General features: G+C 31.1%; 25 protein-coding genes. 17 read left to right on the top strand and 8 right to left on the bottom strand.

Going from position 1 to position 22,926, the window contains the following annotated elements:
• Positions 1-78: 78 nt before the first annotated feature.
• The 8 genes from DFQ10_RS12535 to DFQ10_RS12500 all read right to left on the bottom strand — a co-directional run bounded on the left by DFQ10_RS12535 (position 79) and on the right by DFQ10_RS12500 (position 8,836).
• Positions 79-492 carry an immunity 22 family protein gene (locus DFQ10_RS12535; protein ID WP_115817773.1) on the bottom strand — a complete coding sequence of 138 codons (414 nt, stop codon included), beginning with the start codon at positions 490-492 and terminating at the stop codon, positions 79-81.
• 93 nt (positions 493-585) lie between these two features.
• Positions 586-1,644, bottom strand: coding sequence for an SMI1/KNR4 family protein (locus DFQ10_RS12530; protein ID WP_115817772.1), 1,059 nt, complete (start codon positions 1,642-1,644; stop codon positions 586-588).
• Between the two features lie 535 nt (positions 1,645-2,179).
• Positions 2,180-2,914: a DUF7003 family protein gene (locus DFQ10_RS12525; RefSeq protein ID WP_115817771.1), complete on the bottom strand. Its 735-nt coding sequence runs from the start codon at positions 2,912-2,914 to the stop codon at positions 2,180-2,182.
• 7 nt (positions 2,915-2,921) lie between these two features.
• On the bottom strand, positions 2,922-3,398 hold the full coding sequence (locus DFQ10_RS12520) for an SRPBCC family protein (protein WP_115817770.1): 477 nt from the start codon (positions 3,396-3,398) through the stop codon (positions 2,922-2,924).
• Between the two features lie 450 nt (positions 3,399-3,848).
• A complete protein-coding gene (locus DFQ10_RS12515; protein ID WP_115817769.1) occupies positions 3,849-5,480 on the bottom strand; it encodes a GDSL-type esterase/lipase family protein in 1,632 nt (543 codons plus the stop codon).
• 229 nt (positions 5,481-5,709) lie between these two features.
• Entirely contained in the window at positions 5,710-6,372 is a 663-nt protein-coding gene (locus DFQ10_RS12510; RefSeq protein WP_115817768.1) for a DUF6090 family protein, read from the bottom strand.
• A 251-nt stretch (positions 6,373-6,623) separates the two neighbouring features.
• The gene (locus tag DFQ10_RS12505; RefSeq protein ID WP_115817767.1) at positions 6,624-8,009 is read right to left on the bottom strand and encodes a hypothetical protein; all 1,386 of its coding nucleotides are present in this window, start codon (positions 8,007-8,009) and stop codon (positions 6,624-6,626) included.
• 239 nt (positions 8,010-8,248) lie between these two features.
• The gene (locus tag DFQ10_RS12500; protein WP_115817766.1) at positions 8,249-8,836 is read right to left on the bottom strand and encodes an XAC2610-related protein; all 588 of its coding nucleotides are present in this window, start codon (positions 8,834-8,836) and stop codon (positions 8,249-8,251) included.
• 411 nt (positions 8,837-9,247) lie between these two features.
• On the opposite strand from DFQ10_RS12500, the gene DFQ10_RS12495 reads away from it, so the two are divergent.
• The 17 genes from DFQ10_RS12495 (at position 9,248) to DFQ10_RS12415 (ending at position 22,544) form a co-directional block, all read left to right on the top strand.
• Positions 9,248-9,712, top strand: coding sequence for a hypothetical protein (locus tag DFQ10_RS12495; protein ID WP_115817765.1), 465 nt, complete (start codon positions 9,248-9,250; stop codon positions 9,710-9,712).
• A gap of 134 nt (positions 9,713-9,846) precedes the next feature.
• Entirely contained in the window at positions 9,847-10,071 is a 225-nt protein-coding gene (locus tag DFQ10_RS12490; protein ID WP_115817764.1) for a hypothetical protein, read from the top strand.
• 1 nt (position 10,072) lies between these two features.
• A complete protein-coding gene (locus DFQ10_RS12485; protein ID WP_115817763.1) occupies positions 10,073-10,438 on the top strand; it encodes an arsenate reductase family protein in 366 nt (121 codons plus the stop codon).
• Positions 10,439-10,537: 99 nt separating this feature from the next.
• Entirely contained in the window at positions 10,538-10,924 is a 387-nt protein-coding gene (locus DFQ10_RS12480) for a hypothetical protein (RefSeq protein WP_115817762.1), read from the top strand.
• Positions 10,925-11,098: 174 nt separating this feature from the next.
• Positions 11,099-12,373 carry an MgtC/SapB family protein gene (locus tag DFQ10_RS12475; RefSeq protein WP_115817761.1) on the top strand — a complete coding sequence of 425 codons (1,275 nt, stop codon included), beginning with the start codon at positions 11,099-11,101 and terminating at the stop codon, positions 12,371-12,373.
• A gap of 139 nt (positions 12,374-12,512) precedes the next feature.
• Positions 12,513-12,785, top strand: a complete 273-nt coding sequence (locus DFQ10_RS12470) for a DUF5661 family protein (RefSeq protein WP_115817760.1) — start codon at positions 12,513-12,515, stop codon at positions 12,783-12,785.
• 128 nt (positions 12,786-12,913) lie between these two features.
• Positions 12,914-13,423 carry a ferritin gene (locus DFQ10_RS12465; RefSeq protein ID WP_115817759.1) on the top strand — a complete coding sequence of 170 codons (510 nt, stop codon included), beginning with the start codon at positions 12,914-12,916 and terminating at the stop codon, positions 13,421-13,423.
• 56 nt (positions 13,424-13,479) lie between these two features.
• Positions 13,480-14,298: a DUF1269 domain-containing protein gene (locus DFQ10_RS12460; RefSeq protein WP_115817758.1), complete on the top strand. Its 819-nt coding sequence runs from the start codon at positions 13,480-13,482 to the stop codon at positions 14,296-14,298.
• A gap of 43 nt (positions 14,299-14,341) precedes the next feature.
• Complete coding sequence (locus DFQ10_RS12455; protein WP_115817757.1) at positions 14,342-14,725, top strand: SpoIIAA family protein; 384 nt, start codon at positions 14,342-14,344, stop codon at positions 14,723-14,725.
• 64 nt (positions 14,726-14,789) lie between these two features.
• Positions 14,790-15,500, top strand: coding sequence for a 2,3-bisphosphoglycerate-dependent phosphoglycerate mutase (locus DFQ10_RS12450; RefSeq protein ID WP_115817756.1), 711 nt, complete (start codon positions 14,790-14,792; stop codon positions 15,498-15,500).
• Between the two features lie 4 nt (positions 15,501-15,504).
• Complete coding sequence (locus DFQ10_RS12445) at positions 15,505-15,963, top strand: hypothetical protein (RefSeq protein WP_181897633.1); 459 nt, start codon at positions 15,505-15,507, stop codon at positions 15,961-15,963.
• 23 nt (positions 15,964-15,986) lie between these two features.
• Positions 15,987-16,487, top strand: coding sequence for a hypothetical protein (locus tag DFQ10_RS12440; RefSeq protein WP_147299218.1), 501 nt, complete (start codon positions 15,987-15,989; stop codon positions 16,485-16,487).
• A 12-nt stretch (positions 16,488-16,499) separates the two neighbouring features.
• Positions 16,500-17,078 carry an HdeD family acid-resistance protein gene (locus tag DFQ10_RS12435; protein ID WP_115817753.1) on the top strand — a complete coding sequence of 193 codons (579 nt, stop codon included), beginning with the start codon at positions 16,500-16,502 and terminating at the stop codon, positions 17,076-17,078.
• 5 nt (positions 17,079-17,083) lie between these two features.
• Complete coding sequence (locus DFQ10_RS12430; protein ID WP_115817752.1) at positions 17,084-18,676, top strand: oleate hydratase; 1,593 nt, start codon at positions 17,084-17,086, stop codon at positions 18,674-18,676.
• A 55-nt stretch (positions 18,677-18,731) separates the two neighbouring features.
• The gene (locus tag DFQ10_RS12425) at positions 18,732-20,324 is read left to right on the top strand and encodes an oleate hydratase (RefSeq protein ID WP_115817751.1); all 1,593 of its coding nucleotides are present in this window, start codon (positions 18,732-18,734) and stop codon (positions 20,322-20,324) included.
• Positions 20,325-20,386: 62 nt separating this feature from the next.
• Entirely contained in the window at positions 20,387-21,031 is a 645-nt protein-coding gene (locus tag DFQ10_RS12420; RefSeq protein WP_115817750.1) for a DUF2238 domain-containing protein, read from the top strand.
• 160 nt (positions 21,032-21,191) lie between these two features.
• Positions 21,192-22,544, top strand: coding sequence for a ferredoxin reductase family protein (locus DFQ10_RS12415; RefSeq protein WP_115817788.1), 1,353 nt, complete (start codon positions 21,192-21,194; stop codon positions 22,542-22,544).
• The last annotated feature ends 382 nt before the right edge of the window (positions 22,545-22,926 follow it).

Genomic DNA, 22,926 nt, shown 5'->3' with positions numbered 1-22,926 from the left:
ACTATAAAATATGGAATACTTAATTCTGTATTGGAAAGTAGGTATAAAAAGTATTACATACGTTATTGACAAATTGTTTTATTTCACTTCGTATTCTTTTCGGTAAACAAATTCAATTGGTTTATTATTTGATTCCATTCCGTTGTATTCAAATAAGGTTTCATTTGTTGGGTATGCTCCTTTTTCGCCAAACAAGAATGAAATAGAATTCCGGTTAGTTAAGTCTCTATTTTTTAATTCCGCTATAAGTTCATCGAAAAAATATTCAGAGTCGAGTAAGTTGTCTTTATATTCAGTTAGTTCATTTAATTCTAGTTTACTAAACCACCAACTTTCCATAAAATCCTCATCATAATATTCTAGTCCAGAATCTTTTGCAAATTCCGATTCAGGTTCGTCATCGTTTGTATAATCAAAATTTAGATAGTTTTTGAAGAGTTTATCTTCAGATTTAAAAGTTCCAATCCAAACGCATATAATTTTTTTAGTCATAAATTCTCAAATGTTTTCTAAAGTGTTTTTATATGGTTAAATCTCAGATTGAATATTATACAGGACTATTTGTAAGTATGCTAAAATTAAGAATTAATTATCTAAATTATTGGCTGTCGTTTTTATATCTATATTGGTGATATGCTTTATATACTCTAATAATTCAGAATCATTGGATTTTTTAAGGTTGTTAATTTCACTTAACCATTCAATAGACTTTTCTTTACTATATAAATGAAGATTTCTTAAAAATGCTATTGGGTTTTGTTTAGCAAGTTTAGCTATTTCTTTTTTAGTATTCTCGTAATCGAACTTAGTTAATAGGTTTAATATATATAGCTTAACCTTATCGTCTTTTTCTTTTCTATAGCTTTTGTTTAATGCGTCAATTGAAGAAACACTTAACCTATTAAAAGACCTTATGTACGATAAGGATACAAATTTCCAATATGATTCTTTGTCAGATAGAAATCTTTCAATGCAACTTTCTTCTGAATCATTTGTACATTCTTTTTGTTTAATTCTCTTTCCAGAAATAATTTCATTTAACCAGTTTTCATACCAATCTAAAAAGTTAATTTCTTTGTACAAATGAGGGCAGTATTCAATTTCATCATAGGTTTGAATAATTTGTCCTTTATTTTCACCGTTTAATATAATTCCTAAATAACCAGAACATCCAGAAAACCCAATATTAAGAATACCTGAATAAGCTTTTGCGACTTCTATATCATAATCTTCATCTGAAATAGTATCATCCATTTTCTCATAGATACTTTCCCATTCTTTTTCTGTCGTATTTTCATTAAAATATGGTGCTTTTTCAAGATATTTCAATGATGGTTCAGCGATGAATTGAAAAGGATGTCCCAATTTAAATATACCATAATCAGGTCCTGCTGCTGAGTTACCAACTACAGAATTTTTATACTCTAAACCTCCGTTTCCAATTTGAGTTAAAAAAGCCGTATAGGCATCTGGAAGGGAAATATTATATGTCTTTTCAAAGTTTTTTAATTCTTTAAATTCAATAGGCGAGTGTATTACATACTTATGAGATGAAGCGCCAAAGACTTCAAAAAAGTAATCTGTGTGCTTAGCTAAACGTAGCTTTATTTTAATTCTTTCTATTTGATTTGTTTCAGTCATCATAAATTACAGCTAACGTGGTTATGAATGGTTTTACATTCCGACGTAATCAGTTTCTTTTATTTCTATTTTTCCTATTTGGTTATCTTTTATTTTTATAGAATACAAAACTTTTCAAATATTGCCAATGTCAGGAACAGCTAAACTAGAATTCAGGTAAATCAGGTTACCTGAAATACTATCAATTTCAGTTGTGGATAGATTACATTCAGCATAAAATTTATAGTATCAGAACTTAAATAATCTGGGACTAATAGGTTGTAAAAAGGATAAAGTAACGTGAAAAGGTATATTGTAAAAACAATTATTGATACTATTCCTCTCAATAGCCATTTCATAAACTTCTTAAACATAATCTAAATCAATAATTTTATAATTCACGAGAATTTTCAACTAATGAACAATGACGTTGATGGATATGTTCTGTGTTTAAGCACCTAATTTAGCAAATAAAAACCGAATAGAAAATCCGCGAATACTTTCGTAAGTAGGCTATAAATATCAATGAATTATACACGTTGTTATCATACGTACTTTTCTACAAAGTACCACCATCAGGCCAATTTTTCCAATGATTATTTGGCTTTTCAGTCGGTTTATAAAATTTCTTTTTTCCAGTTTCCAAAACCTTTGTTATTTGCTTAAAGGTTTGATTTTTACTCGGAATTTCTGAATCAGCACAATCGGGATGATTCCATTCGGTCAATTCCATAATCTTCTGCAAATCCATTGGAATTCTTTTTCTGATTTCCTGTTCAGTTGCCTCAAATTCTTTACTGTATTCTGGCTCTAAACCTCTTAAAAACTCCCAAACGAAAATTTTGTCGTTTTCTTCAAGTTCAATTCCTTTTTTTAGGTAGAATTCACGATTGTGATTAATAGCCATTTCTTTATTTCTCAAAACCATTGTTTTGGCTTCGGGATTCAAACTTTCTAAATATTCCTCGTCAAAAGTCGAATGTCTTGAACTATCGTCCGTTATATATAAGAAATTTTCGTTATCAGTTCCTGGTTTTGTTTCAATGCAATTTCCAAAAATGTGTAAGCAATTTGAAATTCCGTTATGTCCGCCACCACGATAATTAAATCCAACAACTTCGATTATCAAAGCCCAACGTTTTTCATCACGATATGCACTCATTTTAGAATGAACAGGATAAACATATCCATTATCTAACATTGGGAATGTAAAATCCTCTGCACACTTGTCTAGTTGCTTTAAAATATCCTTTGATGAATATTCCTGTTTTTTCTTAAAACCAAAAATGTTCATTCGTACTTTATTCAGTTATTATTTCTTTCCACTTTTCAGATTCCGCAAACTGCTTTACGATTCGGTTTCGTTCGGTCAGTAATTCAGTCATATATTTTTTTAGAAACAATTTGTCCGCTAGCTTTCCTAAAATTCCAAAAGGTGATTTATAATTAAAATAGTCGGTCATCAAAGTTCCTCCATTCGATTCCGCAAAGTGATGTTCGTGCTTAAATTCCGCAAATGCTCCTTTAACCATTTCGTCCGCAAAGTATTTCGGTCGTTCATATTCTATGATTTTGGAAGTCAGATTTTGATAAATTCCAAAGTGTTTTGCTCTCCACGTTACACTTTCGTCCATTCCGATTAATCCGCTCGTTTTTCCAGCGATTGCTTTCTCATTCGTGTGCTCAGTCGATATTTTGTGTAAATCGATACTTCGAGATAGGTCAAACACGATATTTCTATTGGCTTTTATTTCAGTTTGAATTGCAATTCTCGGCATTGTTTGGCTACGTATGGTTATGTGTTTGTATATGGTTTGTTGCGTGTTTAAGCAACTAATTTAGCAAATAAATCACAGATAGAATATTCCGCAGTAATGCTCGTAAGTCGTCAGTGAGTAGGTAATTAATTTTAAGCTGTTATGTAGTAAGTTTTTATTTTTTTTAGTTATAATTAAATACCTGTTTTTTACAATTGTTATAAAATACGTTGGATATAAAATTACAATCATTGGCACCCAAACTATATGAATTAATTTAATATCAATAATTAATGTCATTAAGTAATATGTTGCTAATAATCCCGACATTATGGGTGAAATCCTACTTGCATATCTAAAACCAGTTAATTTTAATGTTGTTGTTTTTTAAAACTAATAAAATTAGAAATAAGAAACATTCTATTTTACTTATTGGAATAATTTTGGTTATACAATATTGTATGTTGGCATTTATTTTAATTTATTCTTTATTGTTTTTACCCAAAGTTCATAACCTAATTCATTAAGATGTGTGCCATCTACCGTTAGGCTTGGCTTTATTAATCCATTGCTATCAACAAACACATTAAATAAATCAATAAGTTCGTAATGTGCTTCGTTTTCGTAATTCTTGATAATAGTATTCACACTATGGATATTGTCAGCCATATACGCTTCAGAAGTTGGTAATATGGTTTGTAAATAGATTTTTGTTTCGGGCGATTTTTTATGAATAATTTCAGTGATTTTAATAATGTTGTTCGCCACATATTTTACAGATGGGATTTCTTTTTGATAATGCAAATTGAATAAGTCATTTATTCCAATTAATAGGAATACAGCCTTAGGTTTATAGTGTGTAATTTCATTAATACGTTCTAATACTCCATCTGTAACATCTCCTGCTATTCCGCGATTGCGAATGTTTGGCATATTAAACTTTTTACTCCAATCACCACCTTTTTCTGTTATGCTATTTCCAACAAAGACAATATCGCCAAAATTCAAAGGTGAATTTTTGAATTTAACAATACGATTTTTATAATTAATTTTTGTCCAATCACCATGATACTTTATGCTGGTTGAGACTTTAGGATAAAGACTGTCAATGGTATTAACTTTTTGATAAGAACTTTTAAAATCAATTGGCATACGTTGTTCTGGTTGCAATTCAACAAAGTTACCATTGGTGTTTTTTATCCAAACAGAAATCTCTTTTGATGGATTAAAAACAGTTTTATTAGTATACTTTAGCTGTTTAATAGCCTCTAGATATTCTACTAATTCCATGGTTTTAGCATACCAAATATCTTTATTGTTTCCTAAAACATTACAAATAGAATCAGCCAATTCCCAATTATTATGAAACTCATAGCTATGTCCCCAAATATTCAACAACTGCATTTCTTTAGGGTCATTATTTACAAAAAAAGAACCAAAATTTACAGCATCAAAAATATGACAAGTTGGATTTAACGTTAGAAAATTAGATTTTGGCAGCTCAAAAGTTTGGGTAGATTCTGTAGTTCTCGCATATTTAATGTTTAAGTCTTTTAGTGATTTCAAGGTCTGATTATCATACGCGCCAAAAGGATATGCCAACCCCTTAACAGGTTTTTCGACTAATTCTTCAAGTTTGTCAATATCTGAAGAAACCTCAAATTTTATTAGCGAATCTTTCTGATTATTTAGTCCAACGTGGTTGGCGGTATGACTAGAAATTTCATGTCCAAAGTATAGATTTTTTATTTCTTTTTCTGACACAAAGAAAATGTCATTACCCAATTCTGAACTCAACCATTCAGCTCTTTTGCCTAATCTAGCCGAGTTTAAATGGAAAGTGCCAACCATGTTTGCTTTGTTGAGTTTGTTTACCAATAAGCGGTCATGTTCAGGACCATCATCAAAGCTAATCACCAAGCATTTAAGTTTACCGTTTGGAAATGCGAAGTTTTTACTATTTAACAAATCATTGCTGGATAATTTTTCATTGCTAACGTTTTCATTTGCTTTTGAATTACTATTACTGTTTTTTGAAGAGGTGTTACAATTTGTAAATAACAGAACTATAAAAAGCCAGCTTAATATAAATTTTAAATTCATCTAATCTTTTCTTCTATTTTGTTTTACACATTTTTTTATTGCTGTTTGTATACAATTGTTTTGTGTATGGTTTGTTACGTGTTTTAAGCAACTAATTTAGCAAATAAAACACAGATAGAATATTCCGCAGTAATGTTCGTAAGTCGGCAGTGACCAAGCAATTAATTATGCATGGGTTGTGCTTTGACTGCGTCGAATCTTTGATTTCGTTATTTTTTATAACTTAAGATTATTTTTTTTCTTCTTCAAGTAATCCAATAACTTCTGTCATTCCATTGCTTATTCGATTCATATAATTAATCCTTACAACTTTCATCTGTAAAGAATTATTTAACGTGGCAAACGTAGAAGGACGTGCTAGGATTTCCAAAAATTCTTTTTCAGTTAATCTAAATCTTTCAGGTATCATTTCATTAGACGTAGATAAAATTTCGCTTAATCCTATTTCCTTTCTTAGTTCCCAGTCAGAACCATTATAATACATATCATTACTAATTTTACGGTGAATGGATCCACCAATGTCGGCAGACATTATCTCAGCGTAAAGTAGTAGTACTTTCTTATTATTAATCATACTAAGCCTGCCTGACGATTTTGAATCTTCATAAATTGGTAAATTGAGATCATAAGGAATACCATATGTTATAAAATCTCCAAGTTTTTTGAGTGAATCTATTTCAATTGTCAATTCTTTAGATCCAATATGTTTTAAATACAATTGACCGTCTGCAATCAGAGAATCACCAAGGGCAATAGCATCATTTAATATAACCCTCGATGATTGTAATTCTACAATTAAGTCTTCAATTAACTGCTGTTTAATGATCTCATTTTTCCTTGATTCATTCCAATTATTTAAACTCAGCGCAATTAAAATTCCAATAACAACCAAAACAATTTCTCCAATAGCATACTTTAAATACTTTCCAGCGTTGTTTTTTCCATAAGGTCGTAGCGTATTTTTCTAAAGAATTTTATCATTGGTTAGCGGTTTCTGGTAATGAAGTACAACGAGTTTGTATATGGTTTGTTGCGTGGTTTAAGCAACTAATTTAGTAAATAATTATCGACCAAGAAAGTCCGCGAGGACTTTCGTAAGTAGGCGAGAAGCTAGCAATAAATTATATACAGTGTTGTACACAGTTATTTTTTTGGAACTTCGGGGAACTTGATAATATTTCCTAAACCATTATATATTGCATCACGACAATTTTTCTGAAATTCTTTATCTAAATTATTCCTTAAATATTGTGCAATAAAAAATAAATCTACTGTTTTAATTAATCCGATTTTTTCTCTTTCGGCTCCATTAATGCATTTTTGAGTAAAAAACTCTTTCCTTTCGTTTAATGGAATTAATCTTTTTGGGTTTCCAAATAATAATCCAAATGCTTTTTCTTTTATTTCTTCTCTTTCGAAGTCTTCATTTAAAGAATCTAAAAGTTGTCTAAATTTACTTATATCGATTGTTTTGTTATCTTTTCCTTCACATTCACCAATATATCTTAACTTTTCAGGTGATGTAATTACTTGGTCAAGTTCTAAAACACCATTGTCAAAATTCTCTGCTTCAAAACCAAGTAATTCCAATGCTTTAATTACTGCTATTTCTAAAGGTTTTCCTGTCTCAAACAATAAGTCTTTAATACTCTCTTCTGCTTTCAATACAGATTCTAGTTGTTGATTTTCTTGCCTGATTTTTTCAATATTAGATTGATTTTTTTGAATCAATTTTTTTGTTTTCTCAGCTTTTTCTAATTCGAAAACTTCATTATTAAGCCAATCGGGTTTAGGTGATTTAACCTCTTGAGAAGATAAATTCTTATCAATCTCTATTAATGAGTGAATTAGTTTTTTTCCGAATTTTAAGGCATCTGCATTCCACTCATCATCTTCATTGTAGAAATCAGTTCTATCAGTTTCTATGTAAGGCAAGACAATGACTTCACCTTCAAATTCTTGAAATTTAATAGACAATAATTTATCTAAACTTTTTGTTTTTATTAATTCGGTATATTTATCTGAAGGCTCTAAATACGCTTGAAAAGTTAGCTCTTTCTCAAATGATTTGTAAAACGATTTGACAAGATCATTTTGCAAAACCATTTTTTTTCCACTCGCATTATGAACTTTTAAGTCAAAAGGTAAAAGTTTATAATTGCTAAATAGATCAACTATATTGGTTACTTTTTGATTTCTTCCAGTTCCGCTAGTACGCCTTTGACCAGTATCAATGTAAAATTCATATTTAGGGGAAAGTAAAATATATAAATTCTTTCCACATTTTAAATAAGCCTCTAACTCACGATTCCAATGTTTAGCAGATTCAACGATTCTTGATGAATCATCTAAATTATAACTTGTCTTTCCTCTGTAAGAAGAATTATGCCCATAAGAAAAACGAGCGTTATCAAAATTTGGACAAAAAATTACTAAATCTGCATCTGAAAGTGATTCGTTACTTTTTAATTCAATAAAATCATCTTCTTTGGTTGGTAAATAAAACCCAACTGAAATTATGTCTTTCATATAATCTCGACTAACGTAAAATTATGTTAATAAAATAATCTTTAAAATTCCTTACGTTAGTTTGAGGAATTAATCTGATTTTGATGTTATGGTTAATTGTGTACAACGTGTTTGTATATGGTTTGTTGCGTGGTTTAGCACGTAATTTAGCAAATAAAAACCGAATAGAAAATCCGCGAGGATTTTCGTAAGTAGGCTAGAACTAGCAATAAATTATATACGGTGTTGCCAGTAGTATTTTATTCAACTTTCTTTTCAATTAGTTTTAATTCTCCGTTTTCAACTTTCCAATGTTCATAATATTCTTTGTCCTCCGAATTATGTCCAATAACAAATCGTTCGGTCAATTTTGGAATTCCGTTTGTTAATTCATAAATATCTCGTCCGTGTTCGCAACAACCGTTTCTCCAAGTCGAATTAATTTGCTTTTTTTCGTAATCAAATTCAGGTGAAGTTATTTCTCCATAATCTTTGTTTTCTTCAAAGAGTTCATTTGTCGGATTATAAATCCAAAATAGAAAAGGAACATTCGGTCCAGCAGGAAGAAATTCCATTAGCCTAAAATCCGTTTTTCCGTCAAAATTCATATCCTCAATTGCGAATAGTTGGTCGTTTGGAAATGTTTTGCTGAAATAGTTTTCGCTCGGTTTTATAGTTTGCTTTAAGATTCCATTTTTCAGAACCTCAATTTTAGTTATTTCACAGTCAGTTTCTCCGCATTTTTTTGTCAGACAAAATTCAAATTCCGCATCTGAAAACTTTATTATTTCTTGTGAATAAAGTTCAAATGAAAACAGTATTATTAATATTAGCAGAGTTTTTTTCATATTACTGGCAACTAGTTATATAAGCATAATCACCCTATTTACCCCTAATTTATTTCGGGATAACAAGAGTTTTATAGCTTAATTAAGTTTGTTATAAAGCTATGAAATATTTTAGAAATCTATGTGCATTACTTTATGTGTTTTTTAATAATGAGATGATTATGAGTTAAGGTTGATGTCGCTTAGCTCCAATTCTTTTGTGTGAGAAAGCTTACTGCTAAAAGAATAATTAATTAGTATGTTCACGATTTTTTGGTAAAAAAAGTTTAGTCTATTTAATAATACCTCATTAATATGTAATAATTCATATTTATGTTTAGACTGATTCAGGTCATTTTGTAACCCTTATTTCATTATTACTTTTAATTGTCAAAAGCTTTTTTTGATATAACGTTATAAACCAATGCAATAATGAAAGATTTTAGAATTAGACCAAAAGATAATTACATAAATGAAGCCAGTTGGGAACAATTGTATGTACTTACAGAACACTGGAAATCTGATCTTGTTTTCTACCATAAGGATTTAAGATTTTTACATCTTCTTATAGATAAATATTTTATGTGGATTTCTAATAAGGAAAATATAGATATGGTGTATGATATTGAAATGAATCTATTAGAAGTAGATAAACAATGTGCGTTACTGCTAGCTAAAGTGAATTCACATTTGCATCATTTGGCAGAGTTAGTTGATGATCCGCTTACCTATGTTTCTCCTAAATTTAGAGAAGAACATCAATTAATTGAGGATGAAATGGCAGATTTTGTGAAGGTGTTTAGAAACAACAGAAAAGAAATTTTTAAAGTCACTGAATACATGATTGATAAGGAGAAAATGGTACAACAATTAGATTTTACGCATACCAAAAATTAAGCAGTATACTTAATCTATAACGCTGTTTTACCTCTACCTATAAAATGGAGATGTAATTAGAGATATCGTTAATTTTAATTGAATGCGATGATGTTTTTTATACGGATAAGATCCTATTATCAAAGCTACTAATAATGAAAAGTTTACAGAATATACTAACAGAAATAAGTGCACTCACATTAAATATTGAAACCAACTATCCTGAGCTTTATCGCTCATTAGACGAAAGCCCAATGACCTTACCAGTAAGTCAACATCCACATTTAGACAAGGTGGTTATGGAGGAATATTTAACGGGTTTAAAAGCGTTATTAGAACATTATGTAGAAGAAGAAAAGATAAAAAATAAACTTAAGTGACATGGGAGAAATTGCGACATCAAACCGACAAATCACATTGTTTTATAACTCTAAATCAGTAAGAGCCAAACAAACTTTGGCTTATGCAAAATCAGAAGGTTTAAAACTTGACAACATTGATATTCTAAAAACAAATCTCACTGGTACTCAAATAGTAGAACTTGCCACTAGATTACACATGGAAGTAGCAGATCTAGTAAATCAAGACCATCCTGCTTACAATACAAATTTTGAGCCTCATAATTTTTCTACTGATGATTGGATTAAGATGATTCAACATCATCCTGAGATTATGAAACAGCCTATTGCATTGAGAGGCAGTAAAACTATTTTAATAGAAACACCTACAGATATTATTAAAATTTAAACACTTTTTTCTGAATTTTTTACCACAATGATTCAGATCATTTTGAATGTTTCAATATTAAACAACCTTTGTAATATAGAATTTTTAAAAAATAATACTATGAAAACTGATGTTTTATACAATTCGAACATGCATTTTGAACACGAACTTTGGAAAGGAGAACTCGACTTTTGGAAAGATGAATTAAAATCGTTCAATAACCGTTTAAGTGAATTAGTAACACGCTGGACAGATAAGGATGTTTTAGCACAATTAGAGCATTATCAAAATGAATTTGTGCTTCATGGTAGTGTCATTGAAGATTTAGAAGAAGTTATTGAAGAACACGAAACCCGTATTGAAGGTCAAAGTATCGAAGGCGAAGATGCTATAGATATGCCTTTAGCTAAAAAACATATCGAATTTAGAAACCGCATAGAAACGCAACGCGAAATTTACTCAAAACTAAAAAAAGAGTTTTTTAGATTTCTTGAAAAGTATATGTAAAATAAAATCAGCTATTGAGTATTTTAAATTTTACTCAATAGCTGTGAAATGGCTTAAATGCTATTATCAACGCTATACTATTTGCGATGATTATAGCCGTTTTAAGTAGTTGTTCTTCAATTCTTAATTTTTAAAAATTACCGCTTTTAATTCCTGATAAATTAAAAGACATTTATGAATGCTTTTCAAGGTATAACTGAATTTATGGACTCTTATATTTTAGGAGTACTCATTAGTTTGGGAATTGGCCTTATCATTGGATTAGAAAGAGAATATGATAAACTAAAAGAAGAAAAAGGCATCGCTGGCATACGCACTTTTCCTATCGTTGCTATTTTAGGTTTTTCTTTAGCCAACTTAACGGCACTTTATACACCTTGGTTACTAAGTATAAGTTTGGGTGCGTTTATATTGTTTCTAGCGTTTCATTACTTTGTACAAGAAAAGGAAGAATACAGCCAAGGCTTAACCACAAATTTAGCCTTAATAGCAACCTTTGTTTTAGGTATAATGGTTTCTGCAGAATATTACCGAGATGCAGTGGCTACGGCTGTTATTATTGTAACATTACTTTCTCTTAAAACACGGTTTAGATCATTTATAAGTAACATCACTTCAGAAGAGCTTTTTGCATTTATAAAATTCTCAATTATTGCATTGTTAATTCTTCCCTTTCTACCCAACAAAACATTTGGTACTAACAACTTATTAAACCCTTTTGAAATTGGTTCAATCATAGTAATTGTATCGTTTTTAAATTTTATAGGTTACTTTTTAGTGAAGTTTGTAGGTTCTAAAAAAGGCATCATTCTTACCGCTATTCTTGGAGGTCTTATATCTAGTACTGCTGTTGCTTGGAATTACGCATCAAGAAGTAAAGAATCACCAGAGCTTTCCAAAAAATATAGTGCAGGTATTATTGTTGCATCTGCCATTATGTTTCCAAGGCTGGCGCTGTTGGCTTATATATTTAATCTCGAAATATTAAAATATTTAGTCTTGCCATTTGGTTTATTAACATTGGTCTGTATCATAGCAACTTTAATACTAATGCATAAGGATGATAATAAACCAGATACAGATATTAAACTTGGTAACCCTTTAAATATTTTAAATGCAATAGGTTTTGGGGTTATGTATGTTGTGATTCTTTTTGCTGTGTTCTATAGTCATCAGTTTTTTGGAGAAAGTGGCTTATACTATTCTGCGTTAATTGCTGGTTTGGCAGATACTGATGCCATTACTATAAGTATGGCGAAGTTTTCATTAGATAACACAAAACTAGAGCTTGCTGCATCTGTTATTATTACGGCTACCATAAGTAATATGCTTGTAAAATTGGGTATTACGGTATTTAAAGGATCTAAAGCTACAGGAAAATTAGTAGCACTTGCTTTTGGAAGTGTTATTCTAATTGGTATTATCTACATCCTTATAAACAGAGGGTAATTAACTCAACTTTTCTTCTTTAATATTTCCTTAGTTCTTCATATTAAAACCTAAAAAATATAGGTTTTTTATCGCTCTGACCTAGGTCAGTGCTAATCTTTAGATATCCATCTAATTTTGAATATTAAATAGAAATGAAATGAAAAAATTGAATGTATTAGAAGCAAAAGAGATAGGTAATAATCTTGGTATTAATTGGAATAAAATACAATTGAATGAATTCACCAAAGGTGTAAATGTTGAATTTGAACATGGCACACGTTATCCAGAAACTAATGTTACTAATGATGATAAAGCTTTAACAGGAAAAATTGCTTGGGCACATTTAAAAGAGTTTCCAGATTACTATACACGCTTAGAAAAAATGGAAAATGAAGCTGAAGTATATTGGAAAGCACGAGCTTTAAAATGATTTGTGTCAATTTTAATGCGCTGACCCAGATCAGTGTAATCCGTTTTAGAACACTTTAATTTTGACATGTAATAACATATTTACAATAAACTATTACCACTATAATTCATATTTAAAACATAAATAAAATGAAAACTAAATCAGAATTTTTAAGCGAAGCAATGGTGAAATTGCTCAATTATAGAGTAGAACAAGAAGAGTTTTCTTCAAGAATATATTTAGCCATGTCAACCTGGTTAGATGATAAAGGGTTTGTAGGAGCTGCAAGGTTATTTAAGCAATATAGTGTAGAGGAACTAGTGCATGCAGAGAAAGCCAAAAAAATGCTTTTAGCTAATGGCATTAGACCTGTTACACCAGCATTAAAACAACCAAAACAAGATTTTATTAGCCTTCCGGATGTGATCATTTCTGCATTGGCACACGAAAAAGAAATTACCACACAATGTTATGCACTTACAGAAGCGGCTCATAAAGAAGGAAACTTTATGGTAGTAGAATTAGGCTTGTGGTATTGCAAAGAACAAGCAGAGGAGCTAAGCAAAGTTCAATATCTTATAGATAGATTAGAAGCTTTTGGTGAAGAGTCTATTATGCTAAGAGAGTTAGATGAAGAAATGGGAGAGTTAGCAGATTAGCTTCTAAATGAATTTAAATTAAGTAAATACATATTAATAATAAAAAATTAGAAAAAATGGCAAACATTATCGTCGTTTCTTTTAAGGAAGAAACAAAAGCTATAGAGGCTTTGCACAAAATAAAAGAATTAGATGCTTATGGAGATATTACACTCTATGAACATATGATGATTCGTAAAAAAGAAAACAATCATTACGAAGTATTAAATGACCAAACAGATGGAGAAGGCTGGAGAACATTTACAGGCTTAGCTCTTGGCGGTATTATTGGTGCATTTGCAGGTCCATTAGGATTAATAATAGGCTTATATACAGGTACAGCAGTAGGTGCTATTTGGGATGTTAGTCGCTATGATTTTGAAGATAATTTTATTAAAAAAGTCAGTAATAAAATGAATGTAGGCACTATTGCTATTGTTGCAGAAGTAGCAGAAGATAGTTCAGTGTTTGTAGACGATGCTCTTGTAGGATTAAGCTCAGAAATTATAAGAAGCGAAGCCGGATTAGAATTTGATGATTACGTGGATGATCAAATCGAAGATTTAGAAGAAGACATCGATGACCAACGTCAAAAACTTAAAAAAGCAACTGCAGAAGAAAAAACTAAAATTAAAGCTAAAATAGCCGACTTAAAAGCCAAACGAAAAGCTAAAATAGCTGAATTAGAAACTAAAAGAAAATCAGCTTTAAAGGAAATTAAGACATCTACAAAAGCACGAATTAACAAATTAGAATCACGTTTAGAAAGTTATAAAGATGCCATTTCTGATTCTTACAGTCAAGCAAGAAAAAACAGGCTAAAAAAACGTATTAAAAGAGAAGAAGAAAAATTATATCAACTACATAGTGCTTTAGGTGAAGACATAGTAGATTGATGCTAAATGTATCGAAGGCCTAATTTATTAAAATTCAAAAGTTATGATTGAGCAAATTGAAAAATTCAATAACAACACATTGTTTATAGAAGTTATTGACGGTTTCACTGAGACTGATGAAAAATATTGTCAACAGTTGTTTGAAGAAAAGATAGAACAAGGATTTAAGCAAGTTAACCTATTGGTTAAGCTCGATGAGATGAAACTATCAAATAGCAGTACAAAAGCTTTTTTTGAAGATACGCTCTATGTACTCAGAAATTATAAAAAATTAGGCCATTTGGCTATAGTTGCACATAGCAATATCTTAAAAGTATTAATTCCTATAGATAGTATTTTCTTTTCCAGAGCAAGTAAAGGAAGACAAGAACGCTATTTTGATGTTTCACAAATAGATGAAGCAAAAGCTTTTGTTATGCTTGAATAAAAACAAGATTGATGTTTTTTAGTATGGTATTAAATGCGATAGTAAATGATAAAGATAAATTGAAATGGGAAAGTTAATTCTTATAAGACACGGAAAAAGCATCTGGAATGTAGAAAACATTTTTACTGGATGGACAGATGTAGACCTTGCACCTCAAGGGATCGCTGAGGCTAAAATGGCAGGAGAGATGATTAAAGATCATAATGTGAACATTGATATTTGTTTTTCTTCTTATTTAAAAAGAGCAATAAAAACAGCTTCAATTATAATGGAGACTGCAGATATTACACACATAGATTTTATTAAAAGTTGGAAATTAAACGAACGTCATTATGGTGTCTGGCAAGGACAACATAAAGATGAAGTAAAACGTGAAGTAGGTGAAGACCTTTTCTGGAAAGTGAGACGAGGCTATAATGACGCAGCACCTGCGCTTTCAATAAATGATAAAAGGCACCCAAAATTTGATTATAAATATCAGAATCTAAAAAGCTCAGATATACCAGTAACCGAATCGCTTAAAGATACTAAGCAAAGAGCTGTTCAATATTATTTTGAAGCAATCGTGCCACAATTAGTAATGGGGAAAACAGTACTCGTTTCTGCTCACGGAAATTCTATTAGAGCATTAATGACAGAGATTTTAGATATACCAGCTACTGAAATTTCAAAAGTAGAAGTGCAAACAGGTGTCTTAAATATTTATGATTTTGATAGCACTATGGTTTTAAAAGAACACTATAAATTAAAACGAGAAGTTGAATTAGTAATGTAAAATTATGCTCAAAAAAACAAACATATTGTTCTTGTTTGTCATAGTGACTTTAATGGTAACACTATTAATAAGTTGTGGTTCTGTGGCTAAAAAAGATAAAGATCCACCAATAGGTTCTCAAAAAGAATTTAAAGTGACCGAAAATGTAGATTGGGAAAAATTTAGTAGTGATGCTCAGGTTGCAATTAAAGAAAGAGAAGCTCAAATAGAAGCATTACGAAAGGAAATTTTACTAGTCAGAAAAAAAGAACAACAAAAATTAAATACTGCACTCGATGTATTAGAGCAAAAAAAGAATAATCTAAAAAAGAGCTTAGCAGATATTAATAAAAAACTAAAAACAAATTTAAATAATGTTAATGAATCCGATAAAGTCTTAAAAACAACTTTTGAGCATGCATTTGTAAACGATATGAATGAACTTTTGGTTGGACTTAAAGATTTTTGGAAAACAAACAAATAAAATAATTTTTAAAACAATAAATTATGAAAACAAATATTTTATCCTTCATCATAATAATATTTATGACAGGAACAGTTTTAACAAGTTGTGGACAAACATCTAAACAAGATGCTAAACAAGTTAAAGAAGATGTAAAAGAGCTTAATAAAGATTTATCACAAGGAGCAAAGGATACCAGTGAAGAAATTAAAACGACAGTAAAAGCGGATTGGCAAAAATTTAAAACAGCTTCAGAAGCAACTATTGAAAACACAGAAAAGGAAATTGCAGCATTGAGATTAAAAATTTCAAAAGCTAATGACAATGAAAAAGAAAGATTGACAACAGCATTAGATAAGTTAGAACAAAAAAACATCGAACTCAAAGAGAAATTAGCTCAAAGATCTAAAAAATTCAAAGAAGATATGATCACTTTTAATGAAACCGCAAAAGCAAATGAACAAAAATTTGAACGCGAGTTTACTCACGATACTAATGAGCTAGGGACTGCCTTAAAAGACCTTTTTAAAGACAATGTAAATTAAAAAAATAAGGTTATGGCAACTACAGTTTTAAGTTCAGTACAGTCTGCTGTAAAACATTGGTGGATATCACTAATATTAGGTGTATTATACATTATAGCAGGTATTTGGGTGTTTCAAACACCATTAGCAAGTTATGTGTCATTAAGTATTGTTTTTAGCGTATTTATTTTTGTCTCAGGGATTTCTCAAATTGTATTTTCTATTTCTAGTAGAAATGAAATAAATAATTGGGGATGGTATTTGGCAGGTGGCATCATAGATTTAATTATAGGTCTATTATTAATAAGTCATCCAATGCTTACAATGGCAATTTTACCATTTTATGTCGGATTTTGGCTTTTGTTCCAAGGATTTATGGCAATAGGATTATCCTTTCAGTTTAAATCCATAGGAGTCGCTTCTTGGGGATGGCTTTTATTTTTAGGATTCCTTACGTTAATATTTTCATTTCTGTTATTAGCTAATCCTGTTTTTGCAGGTTTAAGTATTGTTTATATGACGGCTATGGCATTTGTTTCTGCTGGTATTTTTAGAATATTTCTGGCCTTTGATTTAAAGAGATTGAATAATATTCTAGACCAAAAAGTATAGAAATAATGAGAACTAATATAAAAGAAACTAAAGCCTATTTAGTAGGTGGAGGTATCGGGTCCATGGCAGCTGCTTCATTTATGATCAGAGATGCTAAGATTCCAGGAGAAAATATTACAATTTATGAAGCATTACCTGTATTGGGTGGCGTTTTGGATGCAGCTGGTAATGCAGAAAGTGGTTACTCAATGCGTGGAGGACGCATGTTATGTGCAGACATCTATGAGTGCATGTGGTCACTAATGAAAACAATTCCATCACTTACCGATCCTAATAAATCCGTTTATGATGAAACTGTAGAATTCAATAAAGTGGTTAAAACAGATGCTCACGCACGTATTATCAATAAAAACCGAGCGGTTCCAGATCTTTCTTCATTGGGTCTCTCAATGCACAATCGATTTGAACTTTTGAGGCTATTAGAAACCAGTGAGGAAAAGCTTGGTAATGATAGAATTACAGATTGGTTATCGCCAGAACTTTTAGAATCAAATTTTTGGTACATGTGGATTACTTCATTTGCTTTTGAACCATGGCATAGTGCTGTAGAGTTCAAACGCTATATGCATCGTTTTTTAAAGCAGTTTACACAAATTGCAACTATGGGTGGAATTTCACGTACGGTTTACAATGAATATGATTCTATTGTTCGTCCTTTAGAAGCTTGGTTGGTAGAAAAAGGAGTTAAGATTTTAAAAGGACACAAGGTTACTGACTTAAATCTCGATTTTGATGATGAAGATGGCAAATGGGCTGTAAACCAACTAGAATACGTTTTTGAAGGGAAAACAGAAACGATTCCTATTAGTAAGAATGACCTGGTATTTTTTCAAAATGGTTCTATGGGAGATGCAACCAGTATTGGGTCAATGACAAGTCCACCAAAGCATTTAACCAAGGAAGATAGTAAAGGTTGGGTTTTATGGGAAAAACTAGCAAAAGGACGTCCTGAATTTGGTAATCCTGCTGTATTTAATTCTAGCATACCAGAATCTAATTGGGAGTCATTTATTGTAACATTAAAAGACCCTGTGTTTTTTGATAAAATGGAAGCGTTAACAGGTAACAAACATGGTACAGGAGCACTAGTGACTTTTAAGGATTCAAATTGGTTATTGTCAATTGTATTAAAACACCAAAGACGTTATCCACAACAACCAGATGGCGTACAAGTGTTTTGGGGCTATTCTTTACGACCAGATCGTATTGGTGACTTTGTTAGTAAGTCAATGACTGATTGTAATGGTCAAGATATTCTTAAAGAAATCTGTGGTCATCTTCGATTTGATATGGATGAGGTATTTTCAAAAGCAACTTGTATTCCTTGTAAAATGCCATATATCACTAGTATGTTTATGCCACGTACCAATACGGATAGACCATTGCCAGTGCCAAAAACTTCAAGAAATTTGGCCTTTGTGAGTCAGTTTGTAGAAATACCACACGATACTGTTTTTACAGTTGAATATTCTGTTAGAGCAGCACAGATGGCAGTTTATGAATTATTGGATATTGATTTGGAAATTCCACCAATTACACGCCATGACAAAAATTTAAAAGTAAATCTTGAAGCAGCTCTTAGAACATTAAAACATTAAGTAAACAAGTCCTCAAGAAAAGTAGTCCCTTTTCTTGAGGAAATAAAATAAAATTATGAAGCGACATAAAAATAAAAACCCAGAAGACGCTAAAGTCTATCTCATTGGTAGCGGAATAGCTTCCCTTGCAAGTGCTGTTTTTTTAGTTAAAGATGCAGGCGTACAAGGACATAATATACATATTTTAGAAAAAGATACTATCCTTGGAGGAGCTTTGGATGGAGCAGGAGATAAAGACCAAGGTTTTGTAGTACGAGGAGGTAGAATGCATGAAGCACATTATGCTTGTTATTGGGATCTGTTATCTAACATTCCTTCTTACGATGATCCAAATGTTTCCGTACGCGATGAGTCGTTTGAATTTAATAAACGATTTGTATCTAACGGACAAGCGCGACTTTTGAAAGAAGGGAAAATAATGGATGTGTCTTCTTATCGACTATCTAAAAAACAGCAAGCAGAATTTTTAAAACTGATATTCGCTTCCGAGAAATCGTTAGGTAATAAAAGAATCGAAGATTGGTTTGATCAAGCCTTTTTTGAAACTAACTTTTGGTATATCTGGTCTACCATGTTTGCTTTTCAAAAATGGAGTAGTGTTGTTGAAATGAGACGTTACATGAAACGCTTTATTCATTTAATAGATGGTTTAAAACGATTGGGTGGAGTGATGCGTACCAAATACAATCAATACCATTCTGTCGTTATTCCATTAAGAAACTATTTAAAAGATTACGGTGTGCATTTTGATTTGGGTCACGAAGTCGTGGATATTGATTTCAATCTGTCTTCAGATAAAAAAACAGCATCTGTTATTCATTTAAAAGATAAAAATGAAATCGTACTCGGAGCAAATGATTACGTCTTTATTACCAATGGTTCTATTACAGAAAGCACCGATAATGGTGCTTGGGAAAGACCAGCAAAATTAAAAGGAATTGCGGAATCAGGATCTTGGCAACTATGGAAAACATTAGCGAAAAAAGATAAAGCTTTTGGTAATCCAAATCCTTTTTGTGATCACATCGATTTACAAAAATGGTACTCTTTTACAGCAACATTAAAGGATAGTACATTTCATGATTATATGGAGAATTTTTCGGGTAATGTAGATGGCACAGGAGGTTTAGTAACCATGACCGATTCTAATTGGCTCATGTCCATAGTCATTGCACGTCAACCACATTTTCCAAACCAACCAGAGGATGTAAAAATATTTTGGGGATATGGCTTATACCCAGATAGAAAAGGAAACCATTTAAATAAAACAATGGCAGAATGTACTGGTAGAGAAATACTAGAAGAATTATGGTATCATTTAAATGTACAAGATTTAATGAATCCGGTAGTACATGCAGGTAAGGTAAACTGTATACCAACAGCAATGCCATATATTGATAGTTTATTTATGCCAAGAAAAATTGGGGATAGACCAAAAGTATTACCTAAAGGCGCTACTAATTTTGCATTTTTAGGACAATTTGCAGAGGTACCAAAAGATGTTGTGTTTACCGTAGAGTATTCTGTAAGAACAGCGCAAACTGCAGTTTTTGGTTTATTTGAAACCGATAAAAAAGTATTGCCAGTTTACGATTCTATACATAGTCCGAAAGCGTTACTAACCGCTGTTAAATCTATTAGTGGCTAATGAAATTTTAAAATGAAAGTTAATTATTTCATTCGTTATTCATTATAAAGAATTATTTTAAAATGAAACTATACAGCAGTGTTATAACTGTAATGGGACATAAGCTTTTTTGGTATGGTTTGCTATTTGTTGTTGTTTGGTTAGATTCTTTAATTGGTACAACCGACCTAAATAATTGGCTTATAGAAAATACGTTAACGGTTATTGCACTGCTTTTTTTAATTCTTACGTTTAAAAAATACAAATTTAGCAACTTTAGTTATTTGCTGATTTGTATTTTTTTATGCCTTCATGTTTATGGTTCTAAATACACTTATGCCCATAATAATTTTGGTTATTGGCTTCAAGATATAATGCATTCTTCAAGAAATCAGTACGACCGATTGGTACATTTTTCTTTTGGCTTATTATTATATTATCCACTTCAAGAATTCCTTTTTAAAGGGTTTAAATTTACAAAACAGATAGCACTTAAAATTCCTGTGTTAATAATTCTTTCAGCAAGTGGATTATATGAAATTATAGAGTGGCTAGTTGCCGATATTTTTTTCGTAGAAGAAGGTGTTTCTTACCTAGGTACACAAGGTGATGTTTGGGATTCTCAAAAGGATATGGCAATTGCTTTTTTTAGTGTTGTGATTGCTGCTACCCTCTATTATGTGTACTCAAAATTAATAAATGCAAGAAAAGATTCAATACTGATTTAGGTCAGGTCTATTGTTAATTTCATCTAATATATTTACCTGTAAATAATTGAACGTGCTACATAACGTCTCTATTATTCCTTTTTTAAAAATGGATAAAAACGTTGTTATAATCTATAAATATTAACCAAATATGTTTGGTTATAGCCTAAAATAAATGACTATGCTTAGAAATATCAAAATCTCATTGTGGATAGTTCTAGTAGGTTTAACTAGTTTATGGGTATTTGCGAATGTACCTTTTCCAGATACAATGTCAGGTAAAACTATTCGCGGTTTATTCATTCAATATTCTGGAGTTATAGGTATTGGTGTAATGAGTATTGCGATGTTGTTGGCACTTCGTCCTGTTTGGTTAGAACCCATTTTTGGTGGACTAGATAAATCTTATAGGCTTCACAAATGGTTAGGGATTATTGGTTTTGGAGCTGCGATTTTTCATTGGGTAGCTACAAAAGCGCCACATTGGTTATCTAGCCTCGGATTAATAGAAGGTGGTCATGGTCGTGGTGGTGGTGGCTCACATTTAAAATCCAATTCACTAAATCAAGTTCAGGCATTTTTTGATAGTCTACATGGACCTTCAAAAATCATTGGAGAATGGGCTTTCTATGGTTTGGTTCTACTAATTATATTGGCTTTAATCAAGCGATTTCCCTACCGGCTTTTTGCCAAGACACACACCTTAATTGCAGTGGTTTATCTTGCTTTGGTATTTCACACAGTAGTATTATTTAACTTTACTTCATGGACAAAGCCATTGGGTATTGTAATGGGATTTTTGTTAATAGTTGGAGTAGTATCAGCTATACTTGTTTTGGCACAGCAGGTTGGTAAACGACGAAAAGTAGAAGGTACTATAGAGTCACAACACTATTTTTCAAAAATGAAAGTACTAGAAACGTTGATTCTACTTAAAGATGGTTGGAAAGGACATAAGAGTGGTCAATTCGCTTTTGTTAGTTTTGATAAGAAAGAAGGGCAGCATCCATATACTATTGCCTCTGATTGGGATGAAAATAATCCTCGTATTATGTTTATCACCAAAGCATTGGGTGATTACACAAATCACTTACCCGAAAAACTAAAAGTTGGCGACAAAGCAATTGTTGAAGGACCTTATGGCTGTTTTACATTTACAGATGATGCTAAACGTCAAATCTGGATAGGTGGAGGAATAGGAATAACACCTTTTATTTCTCGGATGAAATATCTTTTTCATAATCCAAAAGCTCAACCTATAGATCTATTTCACTGTACAAGCGAAATAGAACCTGATGCCTTGACGAAGTTAACTGCAGATGCTGCAGCTGCCAATGTGAATTTACATGTAATAATTGACAGTAGGGACGGTAAATTAAATGGAGAAAAGATTCGAAAATTAGTGCCAGATTGGAAATCGGCAAGCGTTTGGTTCTGTGGTCCTATTGGATTTGGGAAAGCGCTGCATAAAGATCTGTTGAAAAACGGTCTATCTACTAAATCTTTTCATCAAGAGCTTTTTAGTATGCGTTAAGAATATTTACAAATATATCTGAGGATACGAGGAACGATGTATTCTTTTTATGGAGTACCAATTTTGTGCTAGATAACTTGGTTTTGTAGGATACAACATGAAATAATTAGTTTAAAAGATATTAAAAAAAAATATAAGAATTTTAGATTGCTAGGTTTGTTATAAAAAGCTTCGAGAATAATTTCGAAGCTTTTTTATGGTTAAAAAAGGAAGCTCTGATTAGGTGTTAAATATGATAATAGCTTTTACTTAGTAAATCTTTTTATTTCATATTCTATCTAAAAAACAAAACCTATGTTAAAACTTTCAGAAAAAAAATGTGGTCTGATGTAGGTCAGTGTCAATGCTTTAAAACCACAATACCTTTATACTATTATTAATT

Origin of the sequence: Winogradskyella eximia, from assembly GCF_003386165.1 — a bacterium.
Classification (GTDB): domain Bacteria; phylum Bacteroidota; class Bacteroidia; order Flavobacteriales; family Flavobacteriaceae; genus Winogradskyella; species Winogradskyella eximia.
Note: the sequence above shows the minus strand (reverse complement) of the source record. Positions and strands in the feature narration are given on the sequence as shown.